General features: G+C 53.6%; 5 protein-coding genes. 3 read left to right on the forward strand and 2 right to left on the reverse strand.

The window, feature by feature from the left end; genetic code table 11:
* Positions 1-16 precede the first annotated feature (16 nt).
* A complete protein-coding gene (gene glpD / locus FDW87_RS13690; protein ID WP_016154812.1) occupies positions 17-1,525 on the reverse strand; it encodes a glycerol-3-phosphate dehydrogenase in 1,509 nt (502 codons plus the stop codon).
* A gap of 198 nt (positions 1,526-1,723) precedes the next feature.
* Here glpD and glpE point away from each other — a divergent pair, with 198 nt between their 5' ends.
* The 3 genes from glpE (at position 1,724) to FDW87_RS13705 (ending at position 3,825) form a co-directional block, all read left to right on the forward strand.
* Positions 1,724-2,050, forward strand: coding sequence for a thiosulfate sulfurtransferase GlpE (gene glpE / locus FDW87_RS13695; protein WP_049271932.1), 327 nt, complete (start codon positions 1,724-1,726; stop codon positions 2,048-2,050).
* 170 nt (positions 2,051-2,220) lie between these two features.
* Entirely contained in the window at positions 2,221-3,051 is an 831-nt protein-coding gene (gene glpG, locus FDW87_RS13700) for a rhomboid family intramembrane serine protease GlpG (protein WP_049271863.1), read from the forward strand.
* 15 nt (positions 3,052-3,066) lie between these two features.
* A complete protein-coding gene (locus FDW87_RS13705) occupies positions 3,067-3,825 on the forward strand; it encodes a DeoR/GlpR family transcriptional regulator (protein ID WP_003023499.1) in 759 nt (252 codons plus the stop codon).
* A 41-nt stretch (positions 3,826-3,866) separates the two neighbouring features.
* On the opposite strand, the gene malT is transcribed toward FDW87_RS13705, so the two are convergent.
* Positions 3,867-6,572 carry an HTH-type transcriptional regulator MalT gene (malT, locus tag FDW87_RS13710; protein WP_137379836.1) on the reverse strand — a complete coding sequence of 902 codons (2,706 nt, stop codon included), beginning with the start codon at positions 6,570-6,572 and terminating at the stop codon, positions 3,867-3,869.
* Positions 6,573-7,261 lie beyond the last annotated feature (689 nt).

Here is a 7,261-nt window from a genome sequence, read left to right on the forward strand (position 1 = left end):
TTTTATATCGAGTGTCTTAAGACGCCAGCGACAGCTGCTGTTTCTCAATGTACTCCGCCAGCCACTGGGTCATGCGCGACTGCTGTTCAGCGTTCAGCCACATACCTTCTTTCGTGCGACGCCACAGCGCATCTTCCGCACGGCGCACCCATTCGTGATCGACCAGATATTTCAGCTCGGCCTCATAGAACTCATGGCCGAAGTCTTCACCTAACTCGGCAAGCGAGGTGGCTTCCCCGATAATCCATTCGGTGTTACTGCCGTAGGTGCGCGAATAATGGCGCGCCAGCGACTCGGTCAGGAACGGGTAGCGACGGCGCAGTTTGGCCGCGTAATCTTCCCGATCGCCGCCGATGTCACCGCCTGGCAGAATGCACTCTTTTGTCCACGCCGGACCGATTCCCTGATAGTACGACGCCAGTTTTTCCATCGCGTGTTCGGCCAGCTTACGGTAGGTCGTCAGCTTACCACCAAAGACCGACAGCAGCGGCGCTTTGCCGTTTTCGTCGTGGATATCCAGCGTGTAATCACGGGTGATAGCCTGCGGCGAGTCGGACTCGTCATCGCACAGCGGACGTACGCCCGAGTAGGTCCAGACGATATCGTCACGGCCCAGTTGTTTCTTAAAGTGCGCGTTGTAGACCTTCAGCAGATAATTGATTTCACTCTCATCAATTTTTACCGCTTTCGGATCGCCTTTGTATTCGACGTCAGTCGTCCCGATGATCGAGAATTCGTCCATCCATGGGATGACAAACACAATACGTTTATCTTCGTTTTGCAGTATATAAGCTTGCTTCTGGGTATGGACGCGCGGCACTACGATGTGGCTGCCTTTAATCAGACGAATACCGTACGGCGATGGCAGATGCATGCCGTCGTCGAAGAACTCTTTCACCCATGGGCCGGTGGCATTGACCAGACCACGCGCCTGCCAGGTGTGCTTTTTACCGGTATCGATATCTTCAGCTTCAACAATCCACAATCCGTTTTCACGGCGAGCGGAGGTAGCGCGAGTGCGGGTTAACACCTCTCCGCCTTTGCGTACGACCATTTGGGCGTTTGCCAAAACCAGTCGCGCATCGTCTACCCAGCAGTCGGAATATTCGAAACCGCGCACAATCTCAGGTTTCATTACGGAATCTGCGCCAAAACGCAAACCGGTCGAACTCGGTAAACTGGTGCGTTTGCCCAGATGATCGTACATAAACAGACCAATGCGGATCATCCACGCTGGACGCAGGTGCGGGCGATGGGGCAGACGAAAGCGCATCGGGAAGGCGATATGCGGTGCCATTTTCAACAACACCTCACGTTCGGCCAGCGCTTCGCTCACCAGGCGAAATTCGTAGTGTTCCAGGTAGCGCAGGCCACCGTGGATGAGTTTGGAGCTAGCGGAAGAGGTGGCGCAGGCTAAATCCTGCGCTTCCAGCATCAGCACGGATAAACCGCGTCCAGCGGCATCTGCCGCGATACCGGCACCGTTGATGCCTCCACCTATCACAATCAGATCTTTGGTTTCCATGCTGGCCTCTCGCACTTTCGTTATAGCTCATTAATGTTCGTTATCGAGCATAATAGCAAAGAATCGCGCCATTGGTAACATCGGATAAACAATTTACAGTGATACATATAACATTATGGCGTTTAACTGCCGTCGGGACGTACACTAAGAAGTAACATGTCTGAAAAGCGTCACCTGCAATATAAAGAAGAGAGAGCAATGGATCAGTTTGAATGTATTAATGTCGAAGAAGCGCATCAGAAGCTGCACCAGGGGACCGCGGTGTTAGTGGATATCCGCGACCCGCAAAGCTATGCGATGGGTCACGCTCCACAGGCGTTTCATCTGACGAACGACACGCTGGGGTCATTTATGCGCGAGCATGATTTCGACACCGCCGTGTTAGTAATGTGTTATCACGGCAACAGCAGTAAAGGCGCGGCGCAATATCTTCTTCAGCAGGGCTATGACGTGGTTTACAGTGTTGACGGCGGCTTCGACGCCTGGCATCGACATTTTCCGGCAGAAGTGGCATACGGTTCGTAAGACTATACCCAAATTAATTCGAGTTGCATCGCGACGGCGACGCAGCGAATCTCCGGGAGCGTACGAACAGTACGTGACCGGAGTGAGTGAGGAAAGCCAACAAAGATGCAGCTCGAAGTAAGAAGGGTATATATACTGTCCTCTTTTGTGTGGAATAAGCGACAGCAACCATGTTGATGATTACCTCTTTTGCTAACCCCCGCGTGGCGCAGGCATTTGTTGATTATATGGCGACACAGGGCGTTATCCTGACGATTCAACAACATCAGCAAACGGATGTCTGGCTGGCGGATGAGTCCCAGGCTGAGCGCGTGCATGCTGAGCTGGCGCGGTTTCTGGAGAATCCAGGCGATCCGCGTTACCTCGCGGCAAGCTGGCAGTCGGGTCATACCGACAGCGGTCTGCGCTACCAGCGTTATCCGTTCCTGGCCACATTGCGCGAACGCGCAGGCCCGGTAACCTGGGTGGTGATGGCCGCGTGTGTGCTGGTCTTTATCGCGATGAACACGCTGGGCGACCAGACAGTGATGCTCTGGCTGGCATGGCCGTTTGACCCTTCGCTGAAATTTGAATTCTGGCGTTATTTCACCCACGCTTTTATGCACTTCTCGCTGATGCATATTCTGTTCAACCTGCTGTGGTGGTGGTATCTCGGCGGTGCGGTAGAAAAGCGTCTGGGCAGCGGAAAACTGATTGTAATTACCGTGATCAGCGCCCTGCTAAGCGGCTACGTTCAGCAGAAATTTAGCGGCCCGTGGTTTGGTGGGCTGTCTGGCGTGGTATATGCGCTGATGGGTTATGTGTGGTTGCGCGGCGAGCGCGATCCACAAAGTGGTATTTTCCTGCAGCGTGGTTTGATTATCTTTGCTTTGATCTGGATTGTTGCCGGCTGGTTTGATGTGTTCGGCATGTCGATGGCGAACGGCGCACATATCGCCGGGCTGGCCGTGGGTCTGGCAATGGCGTTTGCCGATACTATAAATGTACGAAAACGAACGTAATTTCAGGGAACAATAATGAAGCAAACACAACGACATGACGCGATCATCGAGCTGGTAAAGAAACAGGGATACGTCAGTACTGAGGAGCTGGTGGAGCATTTCTCCGTCAGCCCGCAGACGATTCGCCGCGATCTTAACGATCTGGCCGATCAGAACATGATTTTGCGCCATCACGGTGGCGCGGCGCTGCCCTCCAGCTCGGTCAACACCCCGTGGCATGACCGTAAAGCGACACAGACGGCGGAAAAAGAGCGCATTGCCCGCAAAGTTGCCACGCAGATCCCGAACGGTTCTACGTTGTTCATTGATATCGGCACCACGCCGGAAGCGGTGGCTCACGCGCTGCTCAATCACAGCAATTTACGCATTGTGACCAACAACCTCAATGTGGCGAATACGCTGATGGCGAAAGAGGATTTCCGCATCATACTCGCCGGTGGCGAACTGCGTAGCCGCGACGGCGGTATTATGGGCGAAGCGACCCTCGACTTTATTTCTCAGTTCCGCCTGGACTTCGGCATCTTAGGGATTAGCGGTATCGATAGCGATGGCTCCCTGCTGGAGTTTGATTATCACGAAGTTCGCACCAAGCGCGCGATTATTGAGAATTCACGGCATGTGATGCTGGTGGTGGATCACTCGAAGTTTGGGCGTAACGCGATGGTGAATATGGGCAGTATCAGCATGGTGGATGCGGTGTATACCGACACGCTACCGCCAGCTGGCGTGATGCAGGTTATTGCGGACCATCATATTCAGTTAGAGCTGTGCTAAGTTAATTCCAGGCCTGATAAGCGTAGCGTATCAGGCATTAACTAAACCCCATACCCCATCATTTTCAGCAGTTTCTGCGCATGTTGCACCGCATCCTGGCGGTGTGCGACGCCGAGCTTTTGATACAGATTGCGGATGTGCGTCTTGATGGTCGTTGCCGCGACGGCCAATTCTCCGGCGATCTGCTCGTTGCTGTAGCCCGAATAAATCAGCCCCAGAACCTGCCATTCGCGCTGGGTCAGCGGGCTGGTGCGGATAAGCTCCGGTACTTCCGGGTGAGTAAGCAGACGCTCAACGAATCCTTCATCGAAGTGGGCGAATTTATGGCGGTGATGCTGGTTAATCTCACGCAAAATACGCTGGGCGCGGTGCTGATCGAGTTCCGGTAAGGTATTGAGCTGAATCAGCTGACGCAGTTGCTGCGCCATGGCCTCACCTTCAATGACAAAGTGACTGATAAATCCGGTGCGGTTCGCCAGCTGCAGCGCGTCGAGTAACACGCGCTGTGCGTCATTTTTGCGTCCTGCCTGCCAGTAGAGCTGATTAAGCAGCAGCAGGTTACGGTTCAGATCGCTCATCAGGCGCAGATTGCGCGCATTTTCATTCAACTCTTCCAGCACAATCTCAGCCGGTTCAAACTCGCCCAGCAGGATCTGCGCGCGGGCGATGTTGCGCCACTGGCTTTGCAGGAAGTGGTTATTGGCGAATTCCGGTTTCGGCGTGTGGCGCAGCCAGTTGGCGGCCGAATTTTTGTCGCCCACCATTTGCCAGTAAATCACCCGTACCTTATCGGCGTTCGAGATCCAGTCACTGTGATAGTGACCGTTACCCAGCAGGTTTTCCAGGCGGTTAAGCAGGCTACGCGCATTATCCAGATCCCCCCGGGCCAGCGAACATTGAATCAGCAGCGCCAGGCACTGTAGCTGTTGCTGCGGCTGGAATGTGGAAAGCAGTTCAATACCCGCGCGGGCAGACGCTTCCGATTCGTCCAGGCGCGCCCATGCCCACAGCAGCTGCGCGCGAATACGCACCAGGAACTCGTGCATCGGCAACTGTTCCAGATGCTGCTCTTTGATCAACTGAAACGCTTTTTCCTGAGTCTCCCAGGCGGCCTGTAAAAAGCCCTGGGCAAACAAAATTTCGCTTTGCTGGATTAAACTCCACAGCGCGTAATGCCAGACGTCATGATGGCGTGCCATTTGCTCGGTTTGCTGCATTAACGCCAGAGAACGCGTGAGATCGCCCTTGCAGTGCAGGACTTCACCGTGTACCGAGGTGGCGACGATACGGCTATAGAACCAGGCGATGGGTAACTCATCCAGCGCCAGCTTTGCCAGGCGCTCGGCTTCGTCAGGATTGCCGTCGTTAATCGCGACCTGCGCACGCAGGGCGTTAAATTCGGCGTGCAGCGTCGGTTCCATGTCGCCTTTCATTTCCTGCTCAGCGCGCGCCAGCAGGGTATTAACCTCGCCGTAGCGGTGCTGGCTTTGCATCAGCCAGGCTTGCAGCAGAACCAGACGCGGATTTTCCAGCAGACTTTCCCACGGCAGGGCTTTCAGCGACTCTTCCAGTAATGTCAGTTCGCTGTGGTTAAACAGTCCCCACGCATGGTTAAGCAGGATATCGCGCAGCATATGGGCGTCGCCTGCCGCCAGCGCGTGGTGGATAGCTTCGCTGGGGAAGCCTTGCGCCATCCAGCTTTCAGCGGCGGCGCGGTGTATTTCGGGCAGTTCGCTTGCCAGCTCCCACTGACAGCGCTGGCGTAAAAAGCTGCCAAACAGCGGGTGGTAGCTGAACCACTCACCGACGTCATCCATCCGCTGCAAGAATAATCCCTGGCGCTCAATCTCCTCCAGCCGCATCTGGCCGTTTTCTTCCCCAGTGACCCGGACGATCAGTGCGTCGTTCATTGAGGGCAGAATGGCGCTTTTCAGCAGGAAATGACGGGTACCGAGGTCGACGCTGTCCAGCACTTCATCAACCAGATAATCGGACAGATGGCTGGCGTTGATCCCGGCGAGGCGGCGTGCGGACTGGTGTGCAGAGTGGTTGTTCTGGCGGGCGGAGAGGGCAATCAGCTGTAACGCCGTGGCCCAGCCAGCAACGTCATCGCACATCCGGCTGCTTTCTGCCGCTTCGATAGGCGAGGACAAACGTCGATCGAAAAATTGTTTGGCTTCCTGGTGGTTAAACGCCAGCTGTTGGCTACCTATCTCCAGCAACTGATCGCGTACTCGCAGGTTGGCAATACCCAACTGCGGCAGGTTACGCGACAGCACGACCAGCGTGAGGTTCTCAGGCTGATGACGCAGGAAGAAACGCATCGCTTCGTGAATTGCCGGATTGGAGATGAGATGATAATCATCCACTACCAGGTAGAGCGGGCGATGCCACTCGGCCAGTTCAATAAATAGCTGCGCAAACAGTGACGTCAGGCTGGCGTATTGGCGCTTTTGCACCATTGTTTCGCTGGTGGTGCAGTGCCCACCGGTTGCCTGTTGGATAGCGGCGATCAGATAGCTGGCAAAGCGCTCTTGCTGATTATCGCCTTCATCCAGAGAGTACCAGCCTAAGTCGTTCTTCCCCGCTGCCCATTGTGAAACCAACGTCGTTTTTCCATAACCAGCAGGACTTGTTATCAGGGCAAGCCTGAAATTGTTCGCGCCGGAAAGTTTAGCCAACAGGCGCTCACGAACCACCGTATGGTCGAGTCGAACCGGACGACTTAATTTAGACGGAATCAACATAAGTTAGTCACTTCACTGTGTGAAAATGGGGAAAAATGATTTTTTTTGCGCTTCGTAATTAATAGATATAAGGTCGGCCAGATTAGTGTTTTATGCAAGCTAAGCGGACTTTTTGTGTGTCTGATTTTGCACTATGTCACAAATCTATACATCTATTACATTAATTGCTTTAAAGAGTCACAACAGGCGTGGCGACTGGATCCGTCGGTATTTTGGCTGAGCCGAAAAATACCTCCCTTTTTATAAGGTTACTCAGTTGCTTAATGTAAAGAGCCGAATTTTGTGGCCGACTTAAAAGTTTTATGTGAATTATCTTATCCACCTTGGATATTTCAGGTTAGAAACTATTTCTCTGTTTACAGATTGTTTCCCATCGTCACCCCTCTATTTGATATTGTCGATTTATCTCTTGTTATTAATGCGTCGTCCGTTGGGCATTACAGGGGCGTTATGCCGGGCTTACGCGAATTTACGGGCGATAACACCCCCTTTAAGTGGCAGCGATCACACTTTTATGCTCATCCCCGCTCCTCCTCCCTGCCTAATCCGTGCCAGGATGAGGAAGGTCAACAACGAGCCTGGCAAACTAGCGATAACGTTGTTTTATTACCTAAGGATCTGGAACCCCTATGTCACAGCCTACTTTCAACAAAGATCAATTTCAGGCTGCCCTGACGCGTCAGTGGCAG

The sequence above is a fragment of the Citrobacter sp. wls826 genome, assembly GCF_005281245.1.
GTDB classification, from domain to species: Bacteria; Pseudomonadota; Gammaproteobacteria; order Enterobacterales; family Enterobacteriaceae; genus Citrobacter; species Citrobacter braakii.

Excerpts from the sequence above, each read along its gene's own strand:
- glpD (WP_016154812.1), bottom strand. The coding sequence starts at position 1,525 with ATGGAAACCAAAGATCTGATTGTGATAGGTGGAGGCATCAACGGTGCC.
- glpE (WP_049271932.1), top strand. The coding sequence starts at position 1,724 with ATGGATCAGTTTGAATGTATTAATGTCGAAGAAGCGCATCAGAAGCTG.
- glpG (WP_049271863.1), top strand. The coding sequence starts at position 2,221 with ATGTTGATGATTACCTCTTTTGCTAACCCCCGCGTGGCGCAGGCATTT.
- FDW87_RS13705 (WP_003023499.1), top strand. The coding sequence starts at position 3,067 with ATGAAGCAAACACAACGACATGACGCGATCATCGAGCTGGTAAAGAAA.
- malT (WP_137379836.1), bottom strand. The coding sequence starts at position 6,572 with ATGTTGATTCCGTCTAAATTAAGTCGTCCGGTTCGACTCGACCATACG.